Source organism: Nocardiopsis flavescens, from assembly GCF_900141985.1.
Lineage (GTDB): Bacteria > Actinomycetota > Actinomycetes > Streptosporangiales > Streptosporangiaceae > Nocardiopsis > Nocardiopsis flavescens.
Genome location: NZ_FQZK01000005.1, coordinates 311,551 through 336,519 on the forward strand (window position 1 = coordinate 311,551; position 24,969 = coordinate 336,519).

The window sequence follows — 24,969 nt, forward strand, 5'->3', positions numbered from 1 at the left end:
GGCCCCGGCCCGGACCCGGCCGGGTCAGACCAGGACGAGCTTGCCCGTGGTGGCGCGCGAGGCCAGCGCGGCCTGGGCGGCGCCCGCCTCTGCCAGCGGGTGGCGACCGCCGATCCGCACGTCCAGGCGGCCCGCCCCCACCAGCGAGAACAGGTCGCCGGCCCGCCACAGCAGCTCCTCGCGGTCGGCCACGAAGTGCGCCAGCGACGGCCGGGTCAGGTACACCGATCCCGCGGCGTTGAGCCGCTGCGGGTCCACCGGCTCGACCGGGCCCGAGGACTGTCCGAACAGCGCCAGCACACCGCGCGGGCGCAGCGACTCCAGGCTCGCCCCGAAGGTGTCGCGGCCCACGCCGTCGTAGACGGCGGCCACGCCCTCCCCGCCGGTGAGGTCGCGCACCGCCTCGGCCACGGGGGTCTCGGTGTAGCGGACGACCTCGTCGGCCCCCGCCTCGCGGGCGATGCGCTCCTTCTCCGGCGAGGACACGGTGCCGATCACGCGGGCGCCGCGCTCCCTGGCCAGCTGGACCAGGAGCAGCCCGGTGCCGCCGGCCGCCGCGTGCACCAGGACGGTCTCGCCCCCGGCCACCGGGTGCACCGAGTTCACCAGGTAGTGGGCGGTCATGCCCTGGAGCAGCAGGGCGGCGGCCTGCTCCGATGACACCGCGTCGGGCACCGGTACCACCAGGGAGGCCTTGACCGCGGCGCGCTCGGCGTAGGCGCCCGGTGCCATCGCCCACCCCACCCGCTGCCCGACGGACAGGTCGTCGACGCCGTCCCCCACGGCGGCCACCGTCCCGGCGGCCTCCATGCCAGGGACGAAGGGCAGCGGGACCTCGTACTGTCCGCTGCGCTGGTAGATGTCGATGAAGTTGACCCCGCGGGCCTCGACGTCGATGAGGACCTCACCGGGGCCGGGCACGGGGTCGGGGACCTCGGACGGGCGCAGGACCTCGGGTCCGCCGGTCTCCTCCAGGACGATGGCGCGCATGCTTCCACTCCTCACCGAATGCGAATGCTCCGCGGCATCATGCCAGGCCGGTGCCGGTGCGCACCACGGCGGCGCTCCGCCGCCGCCCGCGCGGGGAAGGGCGCCGGGCGCGTCCGGGCCCCGGAGCCGGGGCCTGTGCCCGGCGCGCTCCGGCCGCCGTCGGCGGGCCGGGGCGCCTAGCGCGCGCCCTCCTCGGCGATCTCGCCGACGTAGAAGTCGGTGAAGAGCACGCCCAGGGACTCCAGACCCGGGCCCGGCCGCAGCACCATCCCGGACTGGCGGCGCTCGTCGACGTCCTCGGCGTTGTCGGGCAGCGGCTCCTCGTCGGTGTAGGACAGCACGTGCTCGTCGTTGACCCACATCGACAGCTCCATCCGCTCCCCGCCCTCGGCGTCGGCGTCGTGGTAGCGGCAGGACAGGGTGACGGTGTTGAGCGGGACCGCCTCGGCGTCGAAGGAGTAGGGCTCGCCGGCCTCGTAGCCCTCGTCGCGCACCTCCGCGGCCACCACGGGGTAGGGCTCGAAGGAGCCCACCGCGCCGACGTCGGCGACCACCTGGTTGCCGCCGTTCTCGTTCATCCGCCGCAGCTCGGCGCCGCCGTCGAACCGCACCAGGGCCTCGTACTGGCTGCGGTTGTCGTCCTCGTCGAAGTTGTTCCAGCAGCGCACGCCGAACAGTCCGGCCTCGGGGCCCTGGACCGCGTAGGCCGTGGCGCTCACCACGACGGAGGCGGGCAGGGGCTCCTCGTCCGAGACCGAGAGCGGGACCAGCTCGGCGCGGGAGTCGGAGATGTCGGTCGGCTCCAGGGTGAGCAGGTAGCCGCGCTGGTCGGCCCAGTACCCGTCGCTCAGCCCCTCCTCCCGGATCTGGGAGTTCCAGTTGGGGTTCGTGCTGAAGTCGTCCTTGTACAGGGAGCTGCTCGGCGGAACCTCCGGCGAGCGGTTCAGCAGGACCACCGCGCCGACCCCCGCGACCAGGACCAGCGCACCCGCTCCCGCGCCGAGGGCCAGGAGGCGGCGGCCGCCCGGGGCACCGCCCCGGCCCCCGTCCGTGCCGCGGTGCGGCGGGACCGGGTCGCCCGGCCCCGTGTGGGCACGGTGGGCCGGCTGGTCGAACGGCGGGGTGGAGTGCCCGGTGGGGACGCGGTGCGTGGGCGGCACCCGCCCGTCGCCGGGGCCGTGGAACCCCTGTTCGTACAGGGTGGGCGGAACCTGTCCGTCGCCGTTGCGGGGGACACCCCGGTCGTGCGGCGGGGGCGGGACGTGTCCGCCGCCCGGCCCGCGGGCGCCCGGATCGAACGGGTGGGCGGTCCGGCCCCCGGGCGGTGTCCCCCCGTGCGGCGGGGTGTCCGGGACGGGCGGTGTACCGGGCACCGGGGAGCCGACCGGCAGCTCCCAGGAGTCGCTGATGGTGCGCCGCACCTCGGACTCGGCAGGGTCCTCCTGCCCGGTGAGCCGGGCCAGGATCCGCTGCGAGGTGGGGCGCCGCGAGGGGTCCTTGTCCAGGGCCGCCGCCACCAGGTCGTGCAGGGCCGGGTCCAGTCCCTCCAGCCGCGGGGGCGCCGTGGTGATGTTGTGCAGCACCGCGTGCACGCTGGCGGCGTCGAACGGCGCCTCGCCCCGCCCGGCGAACGCCACCAGACAGCCCCAGGCGAAGATGTCGGCCGCGGCGGTCGGCCGCTCGCCCATCAGCAGCTCCGGGGCCATGTAGGAGGGCGTGCCCATGAGCTGGCTGGACCGGGTGACCCCGCCGCCGGAGTCGTCCAGGGCGCGGGCGATGCCGAAGTCGATCACCTTGGGGCCCACCGGGGACAGCAGCACGTTGGCGGGCTTGAGGTCGCGGTGGACCACCCCCGACCCGTGGATGGCGGTGAGCGCGGCGGCCACGCCCATGGCCAGGCCCTCCAGGGTGCCCCCGGTCATCGGTCCGCCCTCGCGGACCGCCTCGTCCAGGTTCGGGCCCGGAACGTACTCGGACACGATGTACAGCGGGTCGCCCTCCAGGCGGGCGTCGATGACCCCGGCCGTGGAGAACCGGGCGACCCGGCGGGCCGACTCCACCTCGCGGGCGAACCGGAGCCGGAACGACTCGTCGTCGGCGAGGTCGGGGTGGATGAGCTTGACGGCGACGGGCCGCCCGGAGGGGTCCTGCGCCAGGTACACGGTGCCCATGCCGCCGCGGCCCAGGCGTGCGGTGATGCGGTGGCCACCGAGTTCCCGGGGGTCGCCCGCGCGCAGGGGTTTGCCGCTCTGGTGGCCGTTCGACGTCACGGTGCAGGGTCCTCGCATGGAATCGGGGATGGGGGTGGTGCCAGCGTACCGAGGGAGGTCCGCCGGGCGCCTCCCGGCGGTGGATCGCCGGGGCCCGGCCGGTCCCGCCCCCGGTGGCGTCTCGCACCGGTCACATGAGGTGATGCCGACCTTCGCGAAACAGTTCCACGGGTCCGCCGATTTCGCTACTGTGGGAACACTTGTTCGAACATCTGTCCGTATCTTCCCCACGGGCGGGCACACGCGGGGCCGGAGGGGTCGATGCCGAGGGGAAGTGTCGTGGGAAGGTACTACGGGACAGAGGTGACGGTCGTGCGGGACGCGGGCCGGCCGGCCCGGTTCACCTGGAACGGCAGGGTCTACGGCGTGCGCCGGATCATGGACCACTGGGTGACGCCGCAGGAGGGCTGGCGGGCCTCGCGCGGCCCCCTGGCACCGCGCAGCGAGCACTGGCGCCTGGAGGCTGGTGCCGCCGGCTCCGAGGGGGTGTACGAACTGCGCCACGACACCGCCACCGGGACCTGGTCGCTCTCCCGGGTGTGGGGCTGAGCGGGTGCCGCGGCGCGGTGGCGGTGCCCGTGCCGGCCGCCCCGCGCCGGGCCGCCCGGCCCCGGGTGTTCGAACACGGCCCGGCGCGCGGGCCCCGGTGCGCCCGGTCCGCGCGCCCTACCCCCGGGCGGCCCGCCCGTCGTACAGGTCGGCGGGGACGAGCCCGTACACGGCCAGGTCGGTGCGGCCCTCGTGCAGCGGCATGGCGCTGCGCTCCACGCCCTCCAGCGTGAACCCGGCCTTCTCCGCCACCCGCCGCGAGCCGGTGTTGCCGGTGGCCGCCTTGATCTCCAGCCGCTGGAACCCCCGGTCCAGGGCCCAGCGGGACACCGCGACCACCGCCTCGGCGGTGTGGCCCAGCCCGCGCGCCCAGGGCGCGGCCCAGTAGCCGATCTCACTGTTCATCGCGGGCCACAGCACGCGCATCAGTCCCACCGCGCCGACCAGGCGCCCGTCCTGCGCGCTGGTCACCGCCCACTGCTGGCCCTCGCCGCCGGTGCGTATCCCGGGGGCGATCTCCCGGCACCACTGCTCGGCGTCGGTGCGCGTGTAGGGGCAGCCCGGGCGCGGCAGCGGCAGCCAGGACTGGAGGCCGGGGTCGTTGCAGGCGGCGTACACGTCGTCGATGTCGTCCTCGATGAAGGCGCGCAGGCGCAGCCGCTCCGTCTCCAGGACGACGGAGGGCAGGACGGGGCGCGGACGCTCGGCGGTCATGGAGGCTCATCTCCCGGGTTCACAGGACGCGATCCGGACAAGCCTAGGCAGGTCGCGGGTGCGGTCCCACCGGCCGTGCCGTGGCCGGCGCCCCGCCGCGGGGCGTCGGCCACGGGCGGTCGGCCGGGACCGGCGGTCAGGCGGGGCCGCGGGCGACGCGGTCGCGGACGGCGGTCTCGAACACCTCGGCGAAGGACTCCCCGGGGCACTCCGTGGCCAGCCAGTCGCGGTGCCGGCCCAGGGCCGGGCCCGGGGTGAGGGCCCCGGTGTCGGGGTGGGTGTAGTCGATCTCGGCGCGGGGGTCCACCCCGGTCACGGCGCACAGCACGCGCAGCACGCGCACCAGGGAGTCCTGGGCCGCGGCGGTCGGCAGCGCGTCGGTGAAGTCCCCGAGCAGGCACACGCCGATGTTGCCGTGGTTGACGCCGAACGCGTGCCCGGCGGTGACGGAGCGGGCCCGGCCCGGCCGCGGCGGACCGGAGAAGACGGGGACGCCGTCCCCGCCGGAGTGGCGGCCCTCGTACACCGTGCCCTCGGGGTCGATGAGCAGGTGGTAGCCGATGTCGCCCCACGCCTGTTCCACCGCGTGGAGGTAGTACACGGCCCGTACGTCGGCGGCGTGGTCGCCGGTGGTCGCCATGGCGGTGTGGTGCACGGTGATCGCCTGCACCGGGTGGAACACCGCGGGCCACAGGTCGGTGCCCTCGTCGTCGAACCTCCAGGACTCGTCGGCGCCCCAGCCCGCGCGGGTGCGCAGGCGCAGCACGGGAGAGCCCGCGGAGCCGGTGTCCCCGGCGGACAGGGAGGCCTGCCCGGGGCCGCCGACGCGCAGGCCCTCGCCGTCGAACAGGTTGACGGCGGCGGTGGACCCCTCGATGTCGGCCTCGTAGCCGGTGGCGCCCTCGGGCGCGCGGACCAGGGCCGAGCCCACGGGCTCCTCGCCCTCGCGGCCCTCGGAGTGCAGGTGCAGGGGCTCCCAGCCGCCGGTCCCGGACGGTGTCCGGAACCGGATGGCGCCGCGGGAACCGGGGCGCCCGGTGACGGTGACCACGTCGAACGGGCGCTCGGGGCGGACGGGGCCGCCCGCGGGGGCCGTCTCGGCCAGGACGCGCGGGACGGTGCCGTCCGTGCCGGCCAGGGCGGCCCGCGGCGCGGGACCGCCGCTCAGCGCGGCCAGCCCGGCCGCGGCGGTGGCACCGGTGAGGAACGTGCGTCGTCGCATGGGGGGTCTCCTTCGGATGCTCGGTGGGGCCCGGGGGCAGGGAGCGCTGCCACTCTCGCACACGCGCCGCCACTCCGGGTGACGGGGCGGGGGAACGCGGGGGAGGAGCCAGCGGTGGCCGGATCCGGCCCCGGCGGGCCGCGGCGGTACCCCGCCGCCGGCGCCCCGCCGCGGGCCGGGGACCCGGGCGGACCGCCGTCCGCGTACGGTCCCGCGCCCCGCGCCGCCGTCCGGTCCCGGGCCGGGGGAGGACGCCGCCCGGGCGCGCCCGCGGGGCGGCTCTGGCACAGTTGACGGTGGTGTGAGGGGCTTGGGGAAGGGGGTCGACCGGCGATCCGCCCAGGTCCGGGGGACCCGTGCGGGCGGCGCGCCGCCGCAGGCTACTCTTACCGGTCGAACACCGGGACGAGCAGTGGGAACGGGCAGTCGACACACCTTCACTGGGGGCGATCATGACCGACGACGACCGCGAGGACGCGCGCTACGGCGGTTCCGGCGGCGAGGACTCCCGCGGCCGGACTCCCGCGGCCTCCGGATCCGGACCGCTGGGCGGGCTGCTCGACGGCCTGCCCGAGAGCGGGCGCGGGACCAGCCCCCGGCGCCCGGCGGGGGCCAACCCGTTCCGGCGCCCCGAGCCGGCTCCCGCCGCCCGGACCGCGCCCTCCCCGGCGCTCCCCGCGCAGCAGCGGCCCACCCCCGCGGCGCCCGTCGCCCGGCCTCCGGCCGCACCTCCGGCCGCACCTCCGGCCGCACCTCCGGCCGTGCCCGCCCCGCCGCCCGAGGCACCCGCGCCGCCGCCCGCGCCCGCTCAGGGCGCCAGGCCCCCCGCCCCCGAACGGCCCGCCGAACCCGCCCCGCCCGCGCCCCGGCCCAACGTCATCCCCTTCCGGAACGCGCCCGCCCCGGCCTCCCCCCGCGCCGGGGACCGGCCCGCGGACGCCGTGCCGCCCGAACGCGCCGACCACCCGGCGGCCACCGCCGACGGGACACCCGCGGACACCACCCCCGCGACCACCGAAGCAGAACAGAGCATGCACGCACACGAAGCGGCCCTCCCCCACTCCGAGCCGCACCCGGCACAGCCGCCCCGACCCGCTCCGGCCCCCGCCGGCCCGGAGCCGTCCGCCGCGCAGGCCCTCCCGACAGGCGGGCTCCCGGACCACGCCTACGACGACGCCTCCCGCGCCGCCGTCTACCGCGCCATCCACGACCGGCGCGACGTGCGCACCGGGTTCCTCCCCGACCCGGTCGACCCCGAGGTGCTCACCCGCGTCCTGGACGCCGCCCACCGCGCGCCCAGCGTCGGCCACTCCCAGCCCTGGGACTTCGTCGTCATCGGCGACCCCGAGCTGCGCGGCCGCGTCCTGGACCTGGCCCACCGCGAACGCGACGAGTACGCCCACGCCCTGCCCAGCGTCCGCGCCCGCGCGTTCTCCGGGCTCAAGGTCGAGGCCGTGGCCGAGGCCCCGCTCAACATCGCGGTCACCGTCGACCCCACCCGCGGCGCGCGGCCCACCCCCGGCCGCCACGCCAAGCCCATGAGCTCCGCCTACGCCTGCGCCCTGGCCGTGGAGAACCTGTGGCTGGCCGCCCGGGCCGAGGGCCTGGGCGTGGGCTGGGTCGGCTTCGCCGACGAGCGCGACGTCGCCCGCGCCCTCGACCTCCCCTCCCACCTCGAAGTCGTCGCCTACTTGTGCCTGGGCCACGTCGAGGAGTTCCCCACCGAACCCGAACTCAGCCTCTCCGGCTGGGCCAAGGGACGCCCCCTGTCCTGGGCGGTGCACCACGACCGCTTCGGCCGTCGCGGACTGCCCGGTCAGGAGCCCACGACCCTCCTGGAGGAGACCATCGCCGCCATCGGAGCCCTGAACACCCGCGCGGTGGAGGAGGCCCGGGACCGGCAGGACAGGATGACCAAACCGCCGGGCTCCCTCGGGATCCTGGAAGAGGTGTCCGTCCGCCTCGCCGGACTCGCCGGCGAGTGCCCGCCCCCCATCCCCGAGCCCGCGGCCGTCGCGGTGTTCGCCGCGGACCACGGTGTCCACGCCCAGGGGGTGACCGCCTGGCCGCAGGAGGTCACCGAGCAGATGGTGCACAACTTCCTCAACGGCGGGGCGGTCGTCAACGCCTTCGCCGCCCAGGTCGGCGCCGAGGTCACCGTGGTCGACGTCGGCGTGGTCGGCGACCTGCCCCACACCTCCGGGCTGCTCTCGCGCAAGGTCGCCCGGGGCACCGCCGACATCACGCAGGGCCCGGCCATGACCCGCGACCAGGCCATGCAGGCCCTGGAGAGCGGCATCGAGGTGGCCCGGGACCTGGTCGCCGCGGGCAACCGCTGCCTGATCACCGGCGACATGGGCATCGCTAACACCACCCCCTCGGCCGCCCTGATCTGCGCCTTCACCGGCGCCGCCCCCGAGGAGGCCACCGGCCGCGGCACGGGTGTGGACGACGCGATGTTCGAGAACAAGGTCGACGTGGTCCGCCGCGCCCTGGCCGCCAACCCTGTGGACCCCGCCGACCCCATCGGCACCCTGGCCGCCCTGGGCGGGCTCGAACACGCCGCCCTGGCCGGGTTCATCCTCGGCGGCGCCGCCCTGCGCGTCCCCGTGCTGCTCGACGGCGTCATCGCCGGGTCGGCGGCCCTGGCCGCCGCGGCCGTCTCCGGCGACTCCACCGACGCCTACTTCGCGGGGCACCGCTCCAGCGAGCCCGGCCACGCCCTGGTGCTGGAGCACCTGGGCCTGCGCCCGCTGGTGGACCTGGAGATGCGCCTGGGCGAGGGGTCGGGGGCGCTGCTCGCCCTGCCGCTGCTCCAGGGCGCGGCCCGGGCGCTGCGCGACGTCGCCACCTTCGACGACGCCGGGGTCGACTCCGGGCGCTGACCGGGGGGACCGCCGGACGGGACCGCCCGCACCCCCCGGGGTGCGGGCGGTCTCACATTTCCCAGGAGGTTTCCTTCACCTCCTCGTAATACCGCTTTGACAAGGTACTTTGGAGCAATCGCCGACCATTTCCGGCGGGTGTGCCGGACTTTCGGCCGGTCAGAGCGCCCGCCGGTGCCCCGCCGCCGTCGCCGGGGTCCGGAACCGACGACCGAAGGGGTCCGCTCCGTGACCTATCTCCTCGGCCTGCGCCTGCACGACCGTGACGTCCTCGTCATCGGCGGCGGCCGCGTCGCCCAACGCCGTGTCCCCGTGCTGCTCCGGGCGGGCGCCCGGGTCACCGTGGTGTCCCCCGCGGTCTCCGCCGCGCTGGAGGACCTCGCCGCCGCCGGGCGCATCACCTGGACCGCCCGCGCCTACGAGCCGGGCGACGTCGCCGGGCCCGGCGCGCCCGCCCACTGGCTGGTCCACGCCGCCACGGACGACCCCGCGGTCAACGCCGCCGTCGCCGCCGAGGCCGAGGGCGCCCGTATCTGGTGCGTGCGCGCAGACGACCGGCACACCTCCGCGGCCTGGACCCCGGCCAGCGGCGAGGAGGGCGGCGTCACCGTCGGCGTCGTCGCGTCCGGCGACCCGCGGCGCGCCGCCGGACTGCGCGACGCCATCGTCGACGGCCTCGCCGACGGGACCCTGGACGCCCGCCGCGGGCGCGAGCGCCTCACCGGCGTCGCCCTCGTCGGCGGCGGCCCCGGGGATCCCGGTCTGATCACGGTTCGGGGGCGCCAGCTGCTCGCCCAGGCCGACGTCGTGGTCGTCGACCGGCTGGCCCCCACCTCCCTGCTGGACCGGCTGCCCGCCGACGTCGAGATCATCGACGCCGCCAAGATCCCCTACGGCCGCTCCATGCAGCAGGAGGAGATCAACCGCGTCCTCGTCGACCGCGCGCGGCGGGGGAGGTTCGTGGTCCGCCTCAAGGGCGGCGACCCGTTCCTCTTCGGCCGCGGGGGAGAGGAGGCCGCGGCCTGCGCCGAGGCCGGGATCCCCGTCATCGCCGTCCCCGGGGTCACCAGCGCGCTCGCCGCCCCCGCCGCCGCCGGCGTCCCCGCCACCCACCGCGGCGTCGCCCAGGACGTCCACATCGTCTCGGCCCACGTCCCGCCCGGCGACCCCCGCTCCACCGTGGACTGGGCGGGCCTGGCCCGCGCCGGCGGCACCGTCGTCGTCCTCATGGGCGTCGAACGCCTGTCCGCGATCGCCGCAGCGCTCGTGTCCCACGGGCGTTCCGCGGACACGCCCGTCGCCGTGGTCCAGGACGCGACTCTGCCCGGACAGCGGACGGTCACGGGTACGCTGGCCACCATCGCCGATTCGGCCGAGAGCGCCGGAGTCCGGCCCCCGGCGGTGGCGATCATCGGAGAAGTGGTCCAAACAGCGCGGGAACTTGACATACTGCACACGGGAACCCAGTTCGAGACCCATCGACTGGCGACCGGGCGCGATCTCCCATAACACCCCCCGATGGCGTCGCCCGCCCGGAGGGACGTCAGCACCGATGAGGAGGGCACACCGATCATGACCCGGCCGTCGGCCGCGCCGGACACCACCGGTTCCGGTCCCGCGGACCGGTTCGGAACCGGACCGGCCGCCACCTCCGACCAGCCCGCCCAGGGCCCCGGACCGCTGCCCGAGGGGGACCCCCGGGCCATCAACGAGGCCCGGCGGGGGCCCACCGTCCCGGTTCCGGCCGGACCCGCCAAGCACCGCGCACCCGCCCCGGAGGACGACCGCTTCGAGCACGTCCTGGAATCCCTGCGCAAGCAGATCCGGGACCTCGGATTCGCCGACGACCTCCCCGGCGCGGAGGAGGGGCGCGTCCTCCAGGCCGACGTGCTCGCCCAGCTCACCGACTACGTGCTGCCCCGGGTGCGCCGCCCCGACATCCCGCTGCTCATCGCGGTCGCGGGATCCACCGGAGCGGGAAAGTCCACCCTGGTCAACAGCCTCGTCGGCGAGCAGGTCACCACCACCGGCGTGCGCAGGCCCACCACCAACAGCCCCGTGCTGGCGTGCAACCCCGCCGACGTGGACTGGTTCAGCGAGGCCTCCTTCATCCCGTCCCTGCCGCGCGTGCGCCAGCAGGGCCTGGCCATGCCGGGCAAGGACGGCATGCTGGTCCTGGCCGCCACCGAGGCCATGCCGCCCGGCGTGGCCCTGCTCGACACCCCCGACGTCGACTCGGCGGTGGCCGCCCACCACGAGTTCGCGGCCAAGTTCCTCGACGCCGCCGACCTGTGGGTGTTCGTCACCACCAGCAGCCGCTACGCCGACGCCCGGGTGTGGGAGTTCCTCCAGGTCGCCCGCGACCGCGACACCTCGATGGCGGTCGTGCTGTCCCGCGTGCCGCGCCGCGGCCGCCGCCGGCTCCTGGACCACTTCGGCGCCATGCTGGAGGCCAACGGGCTGGGCCCGGCCGCGCGGTTCGCGATCCCCGAGACCGACCAGATCCGGGGCGAGCGCTTCACCTCCAACGTCGCCGACCACATCCGCGAGTTCCTCGCGGACGTCGCGGGCGAGGCCGAGCAGCGCGACCGGGTCTCCCGGCGCACCTTCATCGGGGTCATCGACAGCTTCCGCACGCGGGTGCCCGAGCTGGCCCGCCAGGTGGAGACCCAGATCGAGGCGGGGCGGGTCATGGGCACCGCCGTGGACACCGGCTACGCCGACGCGCGCACGCGCATCGGCACCGGCCTGGGCGACGGCTCCCTGCTGCGCGGATCCCTGATCGCGCGCTGGCAGGAGGTCGCGGCCAGCGGCGAGCTGGCCCGCAGCCTGCGCCCGCGCGGCCGGCGCTCCCGCCGGGCCGGACGCGCCGAGCAGGCCGAGCGCGGGCAGCGGGTGGCCGCCCTGGAGCGTGCCGTCCGCGACGCCGTGGAGGCCCTCGTGGTCTCCTCCTGCGAACGCGCCTCCGAGGAGATCGAACGCGTCTGGCGGGACGTCCCCGGCGGCGCCGACCTGGCCACCAAGGCGCTCAACCAGCCCGGCACCGGCCTGCTGGTCCAGCAGATCCGCCAGGAGATCGGCGAGTGGCAGCGCGATATCGCCGAGATGACCGGGGAGGCCGGCGCGACCAAGCGCTCCGTCGCCCGACTGGTCACCTTCGACCGCGACATCGTCACCCTGATCCTCATCATCGACCTGCTCGGCTACGAGAGGTCCCGGTCCGGGGGCGGCGCGCACGCGGCCCAGGCCTCCGGGCCCTCACCGCAACGCCTGCTGAAGGGGTTGTTCGGCGCGCAGTCGCTGCGCAGCATCGGCGCGAAGGCGCGGGAGAACCTCGTCACCCGCATCAACGGCCTGCTCGACCGCGAGCGGGTCCCCTTCGACACCGCCCTGGCGTCGGCGGGGATCCCCTCCGAGGACGCCGCCGTCCAGCTCTACCAGGCCACGTACAACCTTGAGATTGCGCGATGACGACTCAGTGGAACCCCGCGCACGCGCCCGGGGACACCGGCGGCGCCGACCGGGACGGGGACGCTCCGGCGTCCGCCGGCGGCGGCTCGGACAGCGGGGCCTGGCGCGGGTACACCGTGCCGGTCCCCGAGCACGCGGACCACGCCCGCCCGGGCGGTGAGGAGGAGCCGGCGCACGACGGGATCTCCGCCTACCCCGACGACGCGTCCGCCGTCCCGGGCGGGCCGGCCGCGCCCGCGGCCGGACAGGAGCCCGCAGACGCCCCCGGGGGCGACGGCGGCCCCGTCGGCGAGGGCACCGGCGACCGGTCCCCGTCCCAGCGCCGCAGCGGCCGCCACGGGCGCCACACGGCCGCCGGGCGCGGCGCCCCGGACACCCCCGGGGGTCCGCGCGGGGCGGACCGGCCGGGGCCGCAGGGCGCCGACGAGGACCCCGACGGCCTCGCCGGATGGGTGGGCAGCCTCGCCGAGGCGGCCGACGACTCCCGCATCGCCGGGCGCGGTGCCGCGACCGGGTCCTTCCCGGCCGTCCCCGCCGCGGGCCGCCGCGCCCGGGTCGAACGCGCCCCCCGCCCCGCCGGGGCGGAGGGGGACGGCGGGGCCGACCGCGACGGAGCCGGGGAACCGGCCCCCGAGCGGACGCCCGGCACCGCAGCGAAGGCGGCGCCGGCGGCGGAGAACCCGCCGGTCCCCGAGCCGGACGCGGCGGACGCCGGGGCCGACGAGGGTCCCGAGCCGCTGCCCCGCCGCGTCCCCGGACCCTCCGCTGTCTCCGGGTCCTTCCGGGCCGTGGACCCCGGGGAGCCGTCCGACGACGAGGAGTACCGGCCCACCACCCACGACTCCTGGCAGCACACCAGGAACACCAGCAGGGCCGAGCTGATCCAGCGGCTGGACGCGCTGTCCACGCTCAACGAACTCGGCCAGGGCGACCTGCCCCAGGAGCTCACCGCCCGCTCCGGACAGCTGCTCGACCACGCCGGCGCCCGCCTGCGGCTGTCCGCGGAGCACACCGTCGTCGCCCTCGCCGGCGGTACCGGCAGCGGCAAGTCCTCCCTGTTCAACGCCCTGTGCGGGCTGGAGCTGTCGCAGACCGGCATCACCCGGCCCACCACCTCCAAGGCGCACGCCTGCGTGTGGGGCCACGAGGGCGCCGACGCCCTGCTGGGCTGGCTCGGGGTGCCCACCCGCTACCGCCACTCGCGCACCAGCGTCCTGGACTCGGGCGACTCCGAGCTGACCGGACTGGTCCTGCTGGACCTGCCCGACCACGACTCGGTGCGCAGCATGCACACCGCCGAGGCCGACCGGCTCATCGGCTCCGTCGACCTGCTCGTGTGGGTGCTCGACCCGCAGAAGTACGCCGACGCCGCGGTGCACCACCGGTACCTGGCCAAGATGGCCGGGCACGGCGCGGTCACCGTCGCGGTGCTCAACCAGGTCGACAAGGTCGAGCCGGACGAGCTCAAGGAACTGCTCACCGACCTGCGCCGCCTGCTGGAGTCGGAGTCCGGCGTGCACCCGCGGGTGCTGACCACCTCGACGCTCACCGGGCAGGGCATCCGCGACCTCCACGAGTTCCTCGCCGAGACGGTGCGCGACCGGCGCGCCCTCGTCGACCGGCTCGTCGCCGACCTGGACCAGGTCGTCGCCCCCTACGCCGAGTACACCGGTGAGGGCGAGATCCCCGAGACCGTCCCCTCCGACGTGCGCTCGCGCACCCAGGAGGGGCTGGCCCGGGCCGCCGCCGTCACCGCCGTCGCCGACGCGGTGGAGGCCAACGACGTGCGCCGGGGACGGCGCCGCGTCGGCTGGCCGGTCGCCCGCCGCGCGGCGCGCCTGCGCAAGGACCCGCTCGCCGCGGTGCAGCTCGACTTCCTGCGCAAGGACGGCGACCAGGTGCTGGGCGGCCCCGTGGACGCCCACGAGGCCGAGCTGGAGACGGTGCTGTCCGAGGCGGCCGACACCGTCTCCGAGGACATGCCCGCGCCGTGGCGGCGCCGGATGCGCGCCGCCGCCCGGTCCTTCGCGGCCGAGCTGCCCGCCGAACTGGGCGGGGCCGTGTCGTCGGCGGTCGGGGACCCCGACGAGAGCCCGTCGTGGTGGCGCCTGGCGCGCTCGGTGCAGTTCGCCCTGCTGGCCGTCGCCGGGATCGGCACGGTCTGGGCGGTCGTGGCGCTGGTGAGCCGGCTGGGCGGGGGGATCACCGGCATCGCCATGTTCGACGAGGCGGTGTTCGTGGCCTACGCGTCCGCCCTGGTGGTCGCCGCGCTCGCGGTGGGGTGGCTGACCGGGGTCGGCTGCGGGAACCTCGTGGAGGTGGCCGCGGTGCAGCGGCGGGAGGACGTGGAGCGGGCGGCGCAGGCCAAGGTGCGGGAGATCGCCGCGGCGCGCGTGGTGGAGCCGATGGAGGCCGAACTCGCGCGCTACCGGGCCTTCCGCGCCGCCTACGCGGCGGCGGCACCGACGGAGGACTGAGAACGGCGGCGGTCGCCCCGGGCGGCCGCCACCGCGGAAGACGTTCCGGGTGAGGGTGGCTTCGAGTCGCCCTCACCCGGTTTCCGTCTCAGGGACGGATCAGGTCCAGGTGACGCCGTTGCCGACCATGGGAGCGCTCCTTCGCTGGTTGTGGGAGAACGGTGGTACCCGTAGGCATGGACCCCGACGAACCTGTTCGGCGGTCGGATGAGAGCCTTTGGATCCCAGAGCAGAATGCCCTAGTTTTCGCGCTGCAACCACCCTCGGCGGTACCGGGTTCCCCCAAAGATCGTCCTTCTCACACTCCGGCTCATGCGATCCGTGATTAAGTTATTACCCAAAGTAATGTAAAGTCGTGGGGCGTCGGCTTGTACCGGCCGGAGGATCACCTCTTGGAAACACGACTATCCATACGTCGTGACCGAGTGGCACTGTAAGGGAACGTCGGGCGAGGAGGGGCCGTCGTAGGAGGTGGCGCCGGAGGCGGTGGTCAGCGGTGGGAGACCCGGTGGGAGGAGTCGGCCGTGGTGCGGAGTGAAGGGAGGGCGGGGGAGTGAGTATCTCGGAGAGGTCGGCGGCGTCGGTGGATCGCCCGGCCGGAGGACGGGCGCGGTGGCCGTTCCTCCAGGAGCCCCCTGGCCTGATCGTCTACATGTCCCTGCTGGTCCTCGCCGCGCTGTTCCTGTTCGGCGTGGCCTTCGCGCTGACCGCGTTCTCCCCGGTGGACCTCGCGGTGTTCGCCACGCTGGTCGCCGGCGCGGCGATCAGCGTCGAGGCGAACAGGCGCCTGGCGACCCCCCAGCACGCGGGCCTCAACCGGGACCTGCTGGGCGCCTGGTGGTTCCCCGTCGTCCTGCTGCTGCCCCCGGTCTACTCGTTCCTCATCCCCGTCCCCGTCTACCTGCTCGTCCAGCGGCGGCTGCGCCAGACGCTGGTGTACCGGCGGGTGTTCAACACGGCCTCGGTGGGCGTGTCCGGGTTCGTGGTCTCCGTGGCCTGGCACTGGATGATCGCCGGCGACTTCATGGGCGGCCTGCGCGGCGACGCCGGGGTGACCGAGCAGCTGACCTCCGTGCCCGGAGTGCTGTTCGCCCTCGCGGGCTGCGCGGTCTTCACCGTCCTCAACACCCTGATCGTCGCCCTGGCGGCCCGCATCAGCACCGGGACCAAGAGCGGCCTGCTGCCGCTGTGGGACCGCGAGGCCCTCATGGTCGACACGGTCGAGCTGTGCGTCGGGGTCATCGTGGCCGCGCTGGCGCACATCTCCCTGTTCCTGCTGCCGATCGTGGTCCCGCCGATCCTGCTGCTCCAGCGCAGCCTGCTGTACCAGCAGTTGCAGACGGCGGCGCGGACCGACCCCAAGACCGGGCTGCTCAACGCGCCCACCTGGGAGCAGGAGGCGTCGATCGAGATCGCCCGCTCCCGCGCGGCGCGCAACCGGTCGGCGGTCCTGATCATCGACATCGACCACTTCAAGCGGGTCAACGACACGCACGGCCACCTCTTCGGCGACCAGGTGCTCATGGGGGTGGCGACCACGATCTCCCACCAGCTGCGCCAGTCCGACCTGCTCGGTCGGTTCGGCGGCGAGGAGTTCGTGGTGCTGCTGCCGGGCGCCGACGTCAACGAGGCCTGGCACGCCGCCGAGCGGCTGCGCGTGGAGGTCGGGTGCATGGAGATCGCGGTGGAGAAGGTGCAGGTCACCGTCACCGTGTCGGTCGGCCTGGCGGTGGCGGGGGAGCACGGCAACGACCTGGTGGAGCTGCTCACCGCCGCGGACCTGGCGCTGTACCGGGCCAAGGAGACCGGGCGCAACCGGGTGTGCCTGCCGGGCGGGCGGCCGGAGGGCGGCACCGTGCCGGATCCGCGCGAGACCACGGCCGCGCCGGAGCGGCCGCAGGGCATCGCGGACGCCTGAGGGGCCGCGCGTACCGGGGTTGTCCACAGGTCCCGGAAAGCCGTTGCGTGCGGCCGGTCCGTCACGCACCGTGAATATATGCACTTCGACCAGGATCGTTTCCCGCAGTCCGCCGACCCCGACGACCCCCGTCCCGCGCTTGCGCGCCGCCGCCGCGTCCCCGCGCCCCGCCCGCCCGCCGACGCCCTCCCGCCCGACGCGCCCGTGGCCGATCCCCCTGCGCCGACCGACCGCCCGGCGCCCCGCCGACCCGTGCCCGACCGTCCGGTGCCCGACCACCGGGTGCCCGGCGCCGCGGGGGACGGCGACCGCCCGCCGGGCCGTCCGCGGACGCCGGAGGCCGAGGGCGGCCCGCCGCCGGGATCCGAGGGGCCGGACGGAGGGCGCGGGAGGACCCGGGACCCCGCCGGGCCGGACCCCTCTGGTGCGCGCCCCGGCGATCCGCCCCCGGGCGGTGGTCCGGACGCGTCAGGTGTTCCGGGCGGTGCGGGGGGCCGCGGGAAGGACCCCTCGGGTACGGAGCGGGGCGGCTCGCCGCCGGGCGACGGGACGGGTTCCCCGGACGCGGGTCGCGCTGACCGGCCGCCGGATGCCGTCGGGGCGGTGCCGCCGGTGGGCGGGCGCCTGGAGCTGCGCAACCCGCTCGACATCATCGCCGGGATGCCCTACCTCGTCGGCGAGCCGCCCGACCCCGGCCTCGTGGTGATCGCGGCCAGGGGCACGGGCGTGCACGCCGCGTTCTGCGGGGCGCTGGACGGCGAGCACCGGCACCTGACGCCCCTGCAGCGGGCCCGGCCGCCGGTCGACCTGGCCGTCGCCGAGGGGTGCAGCGGGCTCCTCATCGTCGCCTACGGGCCGCCCGGGCGGGTCACGCCCTACGTGGACGCCCTGATGCTCGCCGCCCGCGAGCGCGGGGTGAGCGTCATCGACGCCCTGCGGGTCACCGGCGGGCGCTACTGGTCCTACACCTGTGTCTCCCCCTCCTGCTGCCCGCCCGAGGGCACCGTCATCGACGTCGACGGCTCACCCGTGCCCGCCGGGGCCGTCCTGCGCGGCATCGCCCCCGCCCGGCCTCCCCGGGCCGCCTCCGCCGACCTGGACCGCGTGCGCGCCCTGCTCGCCCCCGTGGACGGGTCGGAGCGGGCCGCGGTGGGCGCCGTCGCGGCGGCGTTCGAGGCCCGGATGCGCTCGCTGCCGGACGACGCGCGGGTGGCGCGCGGCACGGACGAGGTCCGGGCGGCCGTCGGGGGCGGCGGGACGCCCGGGCGCGAGGACACCGCCCGGCTGGGCGTCCACCTCGGACACCTGCGGGTGCGCGACCGGGCGTGGGCCGCCATCACCGCGGGCACCGCCCCGCGCCACCGCGACCTGTGGGCCCACCTGGTCCGCCACCTGCCCGACCGGTGGCGGGCCGCCCCCGCCGCGCTCACCGCGGTCGCCGCCTGGCAGCAGGGCGACGACGTGCTCGCCATGGCCGCCGTCGAGACCGCTCTGGCCGCCGACCCCGGGTACTCCATGGCGGTGCTCCTGGGGCGGGCGCTGGCCTGGGGACTGCCGGTGGAGCGGTGGCGCGACCGCGCACCGAAGGACTGACCGGAGAGGCCCCCGCGATGGCGGGGGCATCTCCCGAGACGCCCTAGGCTGGAGGCATGCCGGAGTACATCTACACCATGAACAACGTGCGCAAGGCGCACGGCGACAAGGTCGTCCTGGACAACGTTTCGGGGTCCTTCCTCCCCGGAGCCAAGATCGGTGTCGTGGGCCCCAACGGTTCGGGTAAGTCGACGCTTCTGAAGATCATGGCCGGCATCGAGCAGCCGTCCAACGGCGAGGCTCGCCTCATGCCCGGGTTCACGGTCGGCCTGCTCGCCCAGGAGCCCCACCTCGACGAGAGCAAGACCGTCCTCGAGAACGTCGAGGACGGTGTCGCCGAGACCAAGTCGATGCTGACCCGCTTCAACGAGATCGCCGAGCAGATGGCGACGGACTACTCCGACGACCTGCTCGAAGAGATGGGCAAGCTGCAGGAGCAGCTCGACCACCGCAACGCCTGGGACCTGGACAGCCAGCTCGCCCAGGCGATGGACGCGCTGCGCTGCCCCCCCGGCGACGCGGACGTCACCAGGCTCTCCGGCGGCGAGAAGCGCCGTGTCGCGCTGTGCAAGCTGCTGCTGGAGCAGCCCGACCTGCTCCTGCTCGACGAGCCCACCAACCACCTCGACGCCGAGAGTGTGAACTGGCTGGAGCAGCACCTGGCCAAGTACCCGGGCACGATCATCGCGATCACCCACGACAGGTACTTCCTGGACCACGTGGCCACCTGGATCCTGGAGCTGGACCGCGGCCAGTTCTACCCCTACGAGGGCAACTACTCCACCTACCTCGAGACCAAGCAGAGCCGTCTCAAGGTCGAGGGGCAGAAGGACGCCAAGCGGGCCAAGCGCATCAAGGACGAGCTGGAGTGGGTCCGCTCCAACGCCAAGGCGCGCCAGACCAAGAGCAAGGCGCGCCTGCAGCGCTACGAGGAGATGGCCGCCGAGGCGGACAAGACCCGCAAGCTGGACTTCGAGGAGATCCAGATCCCGCCGGGTCCGCGCCTGGGCACCACCGTGGTCGAGGTCAAGAACCTCACCAAGGGCTTCGGCGACCGCGTCCTCATCGAGAACCTGAGCTTCTCGCTGCCGCCCAACGGCATCGTCGGTGTCATCGGCCCCAACGGCGTCGGCAAGACCACCCTGTTCAAGATGATCGTCGGCGAGGAGACCCCCGACAAGGGCGCCATCAACGTCGGCGACACCGTCGAGATCTCCTACGTCGACCAGTACCGGGGCCGGATCAACGACTCCAAGAACGTCTGGGAGAGCATCTCCGACGGCGAGAACTACATCCAGGTCGGCAAGGTCGAGATCCCCAGCCGCGCCTACGTGGCCGCGTTCGGCTTCAAGGGCTCGGACCAGCAGAAGAAGTCCGGCGTCCTGTCGGGCGGCGAGCGCAACCGCGTCAACCTCGCGCTCACCCTCAAGCAGGGCGGCAACCTGCTGCTCCTGGACGAGCCCACCAACGACCTCGACGTCGAGACCCTCGGCTCGCTGGAGAACGCGCTCCTGGACTTCCCGGGCTGCGCCGTGATCACCTCCCACGACCGCTGGTTCCTGGACCGCGTCGCCACGCACATCCTGGCGTGGGAGGGCGACGCCAACTGGTTCTGGTTCGAGGGCAACTTCGAGTCCTACGAGAAGAACAAGATCGAGCGCCTGGGTCCGGACGCGGCCCGGCCGCACGCGGTCACCCACCGCAAGCTCACCCGCGACTAGGCCTGTTCCGCCGTCGCCCCGGGGCCGGTCCGACGTTCGCGTCGGGCCGGCCCCGGTGTTCTCCGGGAGGCGGCGAGCCCCCGCGGGCGGGCCGCGTCCCGCGCCACGGGGTGCGGGCCCGCTCCGGTGCCGGAGCGCCGCCCGACCGGGGCCGGGGTATCGGGCACGCCGTGGGGCTCTGCCCCGGGCGGGCGCTCGGTGGGGGTCCGGTCGGCCGGCGGCCGGAGAGCGGGGCGGGCGGGTTCCGTGTCCCTGCGGGTTTATTCCGGGGTCCTAGGGCCCTCGGAGAGCGGCCGGGACTTCGCATACCCTAGGGGCGATGACTTCCGCGCGCGATGACCAGCAGAGCCCGGGCGAGGAGCCCGTGCGCATGACGTTCTACGAGGCCGTGGGCGGTGAGGAGACCTTCACCCGCCTGGTCCGTCGTTTCTACGAGGGCGTGGCCGAGGACCCCCTGCTCCGGCCCATGTACCCCGAGGAGGACCTGGGGCCGGCGGAGGAGCGGCTCCGGCTGTTCTTCATCCAGTACTGGGGAGGCCCGCGCACCTACAACGAGCAGCGCGGCCACCCGCGGCTGCGCATGCGCCACTTCCCGTTCCGCATCGGGGCCGTGGAGCGCGACCTGTGGCTGAAGCACATGCGCGTCGCCGTCGACTCCCTGGAACTCCACGAGGCGCTGGAGCGCCAGCTGTGGGAGTACATGGTCATGGCGGCGCACAGCATGGTGAACGTCCCCGAAGAGGTGTCCCGCCCCGCGGTCGCCGAGCCCACGCGGGTCTCGGTGTCCTCCGACGACGACGGCGACGACGGCGAGGTCGTCTCGATCTCCCTCAAGTAGCCCCGGGCGGCTCCGGGCGCCCCCGGGTACCGGGGCCGTCCCCCCGGGCCGCGGCGCTCACAGCGTGGCCGGTCGGACGTACTGCCCGGGGAAGGCGCGTCCGGTGTCGTCGGGCCGTCGGGTGCTCTGCGCGTACCGTCCGGACCGGCCGGTCAGATGTACTGCCGGAGGAAGGCGCGTTCGGTGTCGTTGAGCCGCCGGGCGCTCTGCGTGGGGACGTCGAAGCCCACCAGCACCGTGCGGGCGCGCAGGTACACGCGGTCGTCGTCGAGGATCTCGTAGGCCAGCGAGAAGCTGGCGTTGCGCACCTCGGTCACCCACAGCTCCACCCGCACCGGCTCCGAACGCGGCAGCAGCGGCGCCGCGTAGTCCGCCTCCTGGCGGGCCACCACCATGGCGCCGAACACCTCCTCGCCCTCGACCGCCCCGCCGAAGCGCAGGAACGAGACGCGGGCGTCCTCCAGGTAGGTCAGCATGCGGACGTTGTTGACGTGGTGCTGCGGGTCGAGGTCGGCGTAGCGGACCTGCGCCAGGTGTACGTGGCGGCGCGGCCCGGTCGCCGTTCCGGCGCCCGCGGCCTCCTCGGTCTGTGTCACGTCCGTGGTCCTCTCGTGGGCTCTGCGGGGGGTGGCCGGACCCGATTCTCCCAGCCGCCGCCGCACGGGCACACGGCCCGGGGCCCGCGGAAGCTGTGTCCTTGCTCTCGCGGAAGCGAGAGCGGACCCACCCCGCGGACCCACCCCGCGGACCCACCCCGCGAGCGCGCCCCGCGGCCCGGCCGCGGGGCGCGCTCCGCCCGGCTCAGTCCACGCCCAGGCCCAGGTGGTGGGCGAGGAAGCCCAGCTGGTCGGCGTTCAGCTCCACGCTGCGGCTCACCGAGCGGGTGCTGTGCCCCACCTCGGCCTCCCGGCGCACCAGCACCGGCCGCTCCGTGATCGGCGCCGAGGTCGCCCACTGCAACTGCGCGCACAGCTTGCGCGCGTGCAGCGGGTCGACCCGGGTGTCGTTGTCGAACACCGTGAAGAGCACGGCCGGGTAGCGGGTGCCCTCCCGCACGTTGTGGTACGGCGAGTAGTCCAGCAGCCACCCCAGCTGTTCGGGATCCTCGGCGCTGCCGTACTCCACGCTCCACAGCCGGCCGAGCCCGAACCGCTCGTAGCGGACCATGTCCAGCAGCGGGGCCGAGCACACCGCCGCCGCGAACAGGTCCGGCCGCTGGGTGACCATCGCCCCGACCAGCAGGCCGCCGTTGCTGCCGCCCATCACCGCGAGCCGCCCGGGTTCGGTGACCCCGGTGGCGATCAGGTGCTCGGCCGCGGCGGCGCAGTCGTCGAACACGTTCTGCTTGTCCGCGAGCATGCCGCCGCGGTGCCACTCCTCGCCCTCCTCCAGGCCGCCGCGCAGCCCGGCCACGGCGTACACGCCCCCGGCGCGCACCCAGGCCAGGGCGGTCGCCGAGTAGCCGGGGGTGAGGGAGATCCGGAAGCCGCCGTACCCGTACAGGATGGTCGGCCGCGGACCGTCGGCCGGGGCGGCGGGCGCCATCACCAGCATCCGGACCGTGGTGCCGTCCCCCGAGGTGTAGGCGATCTGCTCCACCCGCACCTCGGGCACGGTGACGGAGCCGGGCGCGCTCTCCCACAGCTCCACCGAGCCGGTGCGGGCGTCGTAGCGGTACACCGACGACGGGGTGGTGCTGTCGGTGTAGCCGAACCAGGCCTCGTGGCCGCCCTCGGGGCGCTCCAGCAGTCCGCCGACGCTGCCCAGGCCGGGCAGCGGCAGCGTGCCCAGCAGCGCGCCGGTGGCCAGGTCGTGCCGGGTCACCTCGCCGACGGCGTGCCGGGTCCAGGAGACCAGCAGCTCGGGCCGCTCCAGGCCGGGGCCGTCCAGGACCGCGTAGTCCTCCAGCACCGCGTCGTCCGACTCGGCCACGAGCGTGCGCCAGTTCCCGTACTCCGGGGCCTCGGGGTCGGCGACGCACAGCCGCCCGCGCGGGGCGTCGCGGTCGGTGAACAGGTAGAGCCGGCCGTCCCGGCCGGTGTGGGCGGACAGGGCGGCGTTCACGTCCTCCTGGACGCTCACCCAGGCGGGCGCCTCGGGACTGCTCCGCTCCAGGTCGGCCAGCCACAGGTCGGCGGCGGCGGACGTCCCCTTGGAGGCGTCCAGGACCAGCCAGCGGCCGTCCCGGCTCACCCACACCCCGAAGTACTCGGTCTTGTCCCGGCCCTGGCCGAAGATCAGCACGTCCTCGTCGGCGGAGGTGCCCAGCCGGTGCAGGTAGACGCGCCGGTGGTAGTCCTGCTCGCCCTCGGGGACCTCCCCGGGCGGCAGCTTGCGCACGTAGTAGAACGCCGACGAGTCCGGCAGCCACGCCACGGGGGTGTACCGCGCCCGGTCGATCGGGCCGTCGACGACCTCCCCGCTGTCCACGTCCACGACCCTCAGGACGGACTCCTCGCTGCCCCCCTCCGACAGCTGGTAGGCGAGCAGCCGCCCGGACGGGTCCACCTTCCAGGCGTCCAGTGTGGTGAGCCCGGAGGGGTCCAGCGCCCCGGGGTCGATCAGGACCCGCTCGGGCCCGTCGCCGTCCCGCACGTACAGGACGGGGTGTTCCTGGTCTGCGGTCCGGCGTCCCGAGAAGCGGCGCTCCCCGCGCCAGACGGGTGCGCCCGCGCTGCCGGCCCCCAGGAGTTCGCGCACGTGCGCGGCGAACGCGTCCCGACCGGGCAGGTGTGCGCCGAGTTCGGAGAACAGGGTGTCCTGGGCGGCCGACCATTCCTTGGCCGGAGCGGATTCGGGGTCTTCCAACCACCGGTAGGGGTCGGAGACGGGGCGGCCGTGCAGGTTCTCGACGAGGTCGAGCCGCTCGGCCGGCGGATAGCGGAGTTCAGGCATGCTTCGCACTCTATCCACCGCTATCTCACATGCGATCGGTATAGGAAGGGAACGGGGAACGTGGTTTCGGCGACACGCATTATGACCAGGAATAGCGATAACAGCGGCCTCGCGACGCGGGCGGTGGAAATTGGGGTGGCGCCGGAGCCTCCTCACCGCGCACACTGAATGCGGGACGCAACTCGGCGGGACCACCGGGAGGTCCGTGTGGCAAGGCGTACAGAGCCACCGATCACGGGATCGGTGCACAGGGAGGTCTCCTGGCTGGCCGAACGGCTGGCCGGGGAAGAGACACGGTCGTCGCATCCGACGGCCGGGGCGACGCGATGAGCGGCTCGCGCAGCAGAGAGGGCGGCCCAACCGCCCGCCGACACGTGCTGCTGCTCAACGCGAGTTTCGAACCGCTCACGACATTGCCGTTGCGCAGGGCGATTCTGCTCGTGCTCCGGGAGAAGGCGGAGGTCGTACACCGCGACGGGGCGGGGGCGCTGCTCCACTCGGCGACGCACTCCTACGAGGTGCCGTCGGTGATCAGGCTCAGGCGCTACATCAGTGTTCCCTACAGTCGCAGGGTGCCCCTCACCCGCGTGGCGCTGATGCGCCGCGACCGGCACACCTGCGGCTACTGCGGAAAGAAGGCGGAGACGATCGACCACGTCATCCCGCGCAGCCGCGGCGGCGCGCACGTGTGGGAGAACGTGGTGGCGGCCTGCAAGCCGTGCAACCACCGCAAGGCCGACAAGTTCCTGGACGAACTCGGCTGGGAGCTGCACGTCACACCCAAGGTGCCCAAGGGGCCGCACTGGCGGCTGATCAACGGGGACCTGCACGGCGACCCGCAGTGGGAGCCGTACATGGCTCACCTGGCCGCCTGACGGCCCGACCGCACCCGGCGGCGGGGACAGCGCGTCCCGTCCCGCTCCGCCTCACCGCCCCCGGCGCCTTTGACGGGCGACCGGGGGCGGCTTTTCCCGTCCGGGCCCTTTCCGGCCGTGGCCGCGGCCCTATCCTGGGGGCATGCCCAGATACGACTTCCGGTGCCGCGAGTGCGGCGACACCTTCGAGCTCTCCCGTCCGATGGCCGAGTCCGGGGACCCGGCCGACTGCCCGCGGGGACACGGGGACACGGTGCGCCTGCTGTCCACGGTCGCCGTGGGCGGCATGGCCCCGGCGCCCGCCTCCGGCGGCGGTGGCGGCTGCTGCGGTGGCGGCTGCTGCGGCTGACCGCGGCGGGGCGGGGGCGGCTCCGGCCGCCCCCGCCGGTTTCGACCCTCGGGTGGTGCGTCCGCGCCGGGTTCCTCGGGGTGCCCGTGCGGTCCAGGTGTACCGACCTGAGAGGTCGGGTACGCGGGTGGCGGTGCCGTACCCCTGGGATGCCCGCGCGGTCTCGGCCTTCGGGCGGTGCGGCGGTGCCGCGCGCCCCACG

Annotated in this window: 17 protein-coding genes; 11 read left to right on the plus strand and 6 right to left on the minus strand. The window is 75.0% G+C overall.

From position 1 onward, the window contains the following. Positions 1 to 24 precede the first annotated feature (24 nt). Positions 25 to 990 (minus strand): quinone oxidoreductase family protein, encoded by a 966-nt coding sequence (locus BUE45_RS12030; RefSeq protein ID WP_073378797.1) that lies wholly within the window; start codon positions 988 to 990, stop codon positions 25 to 27. A gap of 176 nt (positions 991 to 1,166) precedes the next feature. Beyond that, on the minus strand, positions 1,167 to 3,260 hold the full coding sequence (locus tag BUE45_RS12035; protein ID WP_073378799.1) for a serine/threonine-protein kinase: 2,094 nt from the start codon (positions 3,258 to 3,260) through the stop codon (positions 1,167 to 1,169). 261 nt (positions 3,261 to 3,521) lie between these two features. Here BUE45_RS12035 and BUE45_RS12040 point away from each other — a divergent pair, with 261 nt between their 5' ends. Beyond that, on the plus strand, positions 3,522 to 3,809 hold the full coding sequence (locus tag BUE45_RS12040) for a DUF6504 family protein (protein ID WP_073378801.1): 288 nt from the start codon (positions 3,522 to 3,524) through the stop codon (positions 3,807 to 3,809). 117 nt (positions 3,810 to 3,926) lie between these two features. Here the strand turns inward: BUE45_RS12040 and BUE45_RS12045 are convergent, their stop codons facing one another. Further along, the gene (locus BUE45_RS12045) at positions 3,927 to 4,523 is read right to left on the minus strand and encodes a GNAT family N-acetyltransferase (protein WP_073378810.1); all 597 of its coding nucleotides are present in this window, start codon (positions 4,521 to 4,523) and stop codon (positions 3,927 to 3,929) included. 136 nt (positions 4,524 to 4,659) lie between these two features. Next, on the minus strand, positions 4,660 to 5,745 hold the full coding sequence (locus BUE45_RS12050) for a peptidoglycan recognition protein family protein (RefSeq protein WP_073378812.1): 1,086 nt from the start codon (positions 5,743 to 5,745) through the stop codon (positions 4,660 to 4,662). Positions 5,746 to 6,197: 452 nt separating this feature from the next. On the opposite strand from BUE45_RS12050, the gene cobT reads away from it, so the two are divergent. From cobT to BUE45_RS12090, 8 genes are all read left to right on the plus strand, one after another. After that, entirely contained in the window at positions 6,198 to 8,630 is a 2,433-nt protein-coding gene (gene cobT / locus BUE45_RS12055) for a nicotinate-nucleotide--dimethylbenzimidazole phosphoribosyltransferase (RefSeq protein WP_073378814.1), read from the plus strand. 228 nt (positions 8,631 to 8,858) lie between these two features. After that, positions 8,859 to 10,139 carry a uroporphyrinogen-III C-methyltransferase gene (gene cobA, locus BUE45_RS12060; protein ID WP_073378816.1) on the plus strand — a complete coding sequence of 427 codons (1,281 nt, stop codon included), beginning with the start codon at positions 8,859 to 8,861 and terminating at the stop codon, positions 10,137 to 10,139. Between the two features lie 63 nt (positions 10,140 to 10,202). Next, positions 10,203 to 12,101, plus strand: coding sequence for a dynamin family protein (locus BUE45_RS12065; RefSeq protein ID WP_073378817.1), 1,899 nt, complete (start codon positions 10,203 to 10,205; stop codon positions 12,099 to 12,101). Next, positions 12,098 to 14,578 carry a GTPase gene (locus BUE45_RS12070; RefSeq protein ID WP_073378818.1) on the plus strand — a complete coding sequence of 827 codons (2,481 nt, stop codon included), beginning with the start codon at positions 12,098 to 12,100 and terminating at the stop codon, positions 14,576 to 14,578. Before BUE45_RS12065 ends, BUE45_RS12070 begins: the two co-directional genes overlap by 4 nt. Positions 14,579 to 15,131: 553 nt before the next feature. Further along, entirely contained in the window at positions 15,132 to 16,496 is a 1,365-nt protein-coding gene (locus BUE45_RS12075; protein WP_073378822.1) for a GGDEF domain-containing protein, read from the plus strand. 612 nt (positions 16,497 to 17,108) lie between these two features. Then, a complete protein-coding gene (locus BUE45_RS33310) occupies positions 17,109 to 18,089 on the plus strand; it encodes a DUF4192 domain-containing protein (protein ID WP_245833017.1) in 981 nt (326 codons plus the stop codon). Between the two features lie 56 nt (positions 18,090 to 18,145). Then, positions 18,146 to 19,810: an energy-dependent translational throttle protein EttA gene (gene ettA, locus BUE45_RS12085; protein ID WP_073378827.1), complete on the plus strand. Its 1,665-nt coding sequence runs from the start codon at positions 18,146 to 18,148 to the stop codon at positions 19,808 to 19,810. Between the two features lie 319 nt (positions 19,811 to 20,129). Then, positions 20,130 to 20,648 (plus strand): globin, encoded by a 519-nt coding sequence (locus tag BUE45_RS12090; RefSeq protein WP_073378831.1) that lies wholly within the window; start codon positions 20,130 to 20,132, stop codon positions 20,646 to 20,648. Between the two features lie 152 nt (positions 20,649 to 20,800). Here the strand turns inward: BUE45_RS12090 and BUE45_RS12095 are convergent, their stop codons facing one another. Together BUE45_RS12095 and BUE45_RS12100 are read right to left on the minus strand one after the other, a co-directional pair. Continuing rightward, positions 20,801 to 21,244, minus strand: coding sequence for an acyl-CoA thioesterase (locus tag BUE45_RS12095; protein WP_073378835.1), 444 nt, complete (start codon positions 21,242 to 21,244; stop codon positions 20,801 to 20,803). Between the two features lie 205 nt (positions 21,245 to 21,449). Then, entirely contained in the window at positions 21,450 to 23,543 is a 2,094-nt protein-coding gene (locus BUE45_RS12100; protein WP_073378839.1) for a prolyl oligopeptidase family serine peptidase, read from the minus strand. Between the two features lie 374 nt (positions 23,544 to 23,917). Between BUE45_RS12100 and BUE45_RS12105 the strand changes: the two genes are divergently transcribed. Both BUE45_RS12105 and BUE45_RS12110 read left to right on the plus strand, forming a co-directional pair. Further along, positions 23,918 to 24,418: an HNH endonuclease gene (locus tag BUE45_RS12105; protein WP_073378842.1), complete on the plus strand. Its 501-nt coding sequence runs from the start codon at positions 23,918 to 23,920 to the stop codon at positions 24,416 to 24,418. 142 nt (positions 24,419 to 24,560) lie between these two features. Next, positions 24,561 to 24,767: an FmdB family zinc ribbon protein gene (locus tag BUE45_RS12110; protein ID WP_073378846.1), complete on the plus strand. Its 207-nt coding sequence runs from the start codon at positions 24,561 to 24,563 to the stop codon at positions 24,765 to 24,767. Positions 24,768 to 24,969 lie beyond the last annotated feature (202 nt).